Annotated in this window: 1 protein-coding gene, 1 rRNA gene and 1 pseudogene; 1 reads left to right on the top strand and 2 read right to left on the bottom strand. The window is 66.4% G+C overall.

Going from position 1 to position 1904, the window contains the following annotated elements; translation table 11 throughout:
* Positions 1-858: pseudogene (locus tag ACIPYT_RS16975) on the bottom strand (primosomal protein); the annotation flags it as partial.
* Positions 859-870: 12 nt separating this feature from the next.
* Between ACIPYT_RS16975 and ACIPYT_RS16980 the strand changes: the two are divergent.
* Positions 871-1812 (top strand): hypothetical protein, encoded by a 942-nt coding sequence (locus ACIPYT_RS16980; protein ID WP_401076968.1) that lies wholly within the window; start codon positions 871-873, stop codon positions 1810-1812.
* Between the two features lie 5 nt (positions 1813-1817).
* Here ACIPYT_RS16980 and rrf read toward each other — a convergent pair.
* A 5S ribosomal RNA gene (gene rrf, locus ACIPYT_RS16985) occupies positions 1818-1904 on the bottom strand; the annotation flags it as partial.

A 1904-nucleotide genomic window follows, 5' to 3' on the forward strand; every position in this document is an offset into this window, starting at 1 on the left:
ATCAGCATCAGCATCAGCATCAGCATCAGCATCAGCATCAGCATCAGCATCAGCATCAGCATCAGCATCAGCATCAGCATCAGCATCAGCATCAGCATCAGCATCAGCATCAGCGTGCACCTCGCTCGCGGGAGCATCCGACGTCGACCGTCGATCGATGACGTCCGCCTCATCCGAGTCGTCGTCATCCGAGTCGTCGATCAGGCCGTCTTCGATGTAGATCTCCTCGTCGCCTGCCTCGTCGACCCCGAGCGCCTCCGCTGCGACGTCGGCACGACGGAACCAGAACGCGGCCTCGTCGGTGCGACCGAGGTCCTCGAGCACGGCTGCCCGGGCGGCGAAGAGCGCGGGGCTCCATTCGAACGCGCGGTCGGGATCCAGCTCCGGGATCTCGAGTTCGCCGAGGGCGAGTTCGAGATCGCCCTGGTCGAGACGAGCACCGGACATGGCGATCGCGAGTGCCACACGCACCGGGGTCTCCAGTGTCGTGCGGTCGACGGCACGGCCGGTCTCGAGCGCCCGGTCAGGGCGACCGATTCCACGCTCGCTGTCGACCATGAGTGCGATCTGGTCATCCTTGCCTGAGATACGACGGTAGGTGCGGAGCTCGCGGAGCGCGAGAGCGAAGTCCTCGGTCGCGTAGGCCGTGATGCCGAGCGTCTCGCGGACGATCGCGATTCGACCCGCCCGGCGGGCGGCAGCGAGGGCATGCTTGTGTGCGAGCTCGGGATCCTCGTCGATGAGACGGGATGCCATCGCGAGATGCCGTGCGACGTGCTCCGCGTTCTCCTTGCTCAGCGTCTTGAGCTCGTTGCGAGCGGACGGGTGGAGGTCGCGAGCCGTGATCTCCTCCGGCACGATCGGATCGTTGTGGCGCGGCCGCTCGTCCGACGCCTGCACCGGACGTTCGCGTCCGGCTCCCCCGCGCTGCGGGAAGGAACGTGTCCGGTCGCCGCGGTCGCGGTTCGGAGCACCACCGTCACGGTTGTAGCCACCCTCGCGACGCTGGCCACCGCCATCGCGGTTGTAGCCACCCTCACGACGCTGGCCACCGCCATCACGGGAAAAGCCGCCCTCGCGACGCTGGCCGCCACCTTCGCGGTTGTATCCGCCTTCACGACGCTGGCCACCATCACGGTTGTATCCGCCTTCACGACGCTGGCCGCCGCCATCGCGGTTGTATCCGCCTTCACGACGCTGGCCGCCGCCATCGCGGGAGTACCCGCCTTCACGACGCTGGCCACCGCCATCACGGTTGTAGCCGCCTTCGCGACGCGGAGCACCACCATCGCGGGAATAGCCGCCTTCACGACGCGGCGCACCACCATCGCGGGAATAGCCACCTTCACGACGCTGGCCACCACCATCACGGGAGTACCCGCCCTCACGACGCGGCGCACCACCATCGCGGGAATAGCCACCTTCACGACGCGGCGCACCACCATCGCGGGAATAGCCACCTTCACGACGCTGGCCGCCGTCACGGTTATAGCCACCCTCACGACGCTGGCCGCCGTCACGGTTGCCACCCTCACGACGCGGAGCGCCGTCACGGTTGTAGCCGCCTTCGCGACGCGGAACACCACCATCGCGGTTGTAGCCGCTTTCACGACGCGGCGCACCACCATCGCGGTTGTAGCCACCCTCACGACGGGACTGAGAGGAGCGATCTCCGGAAGCGCGTTCGCGGCGCGGGCCCCGATCGTCGTTACGACGCGGGCGGCGCTGTTCGTCTTCCGGCATGATGCTCCTCTGTTGATATGTGTTGTAAACGCAAAATGGCCACCCAACGATGGGTGGCCATTTGCTTAAAAGGAGTCCGGCGGTGTCCTACTCTCCCACAGGGTCCCCCCTGCAGTACCATCGGCGCTGTGAGGCTTAGCTTCCGGGTTCGGAATGTAACC

Source organism: Microbacterium sp. NPDC089695 (genome assembly GCF_044749085.1).
Lineage (GTDB): Bacteria > Actinomycetota > Actinomycetes > Actinomycetales > Microbacteriaceae > Microbacterium.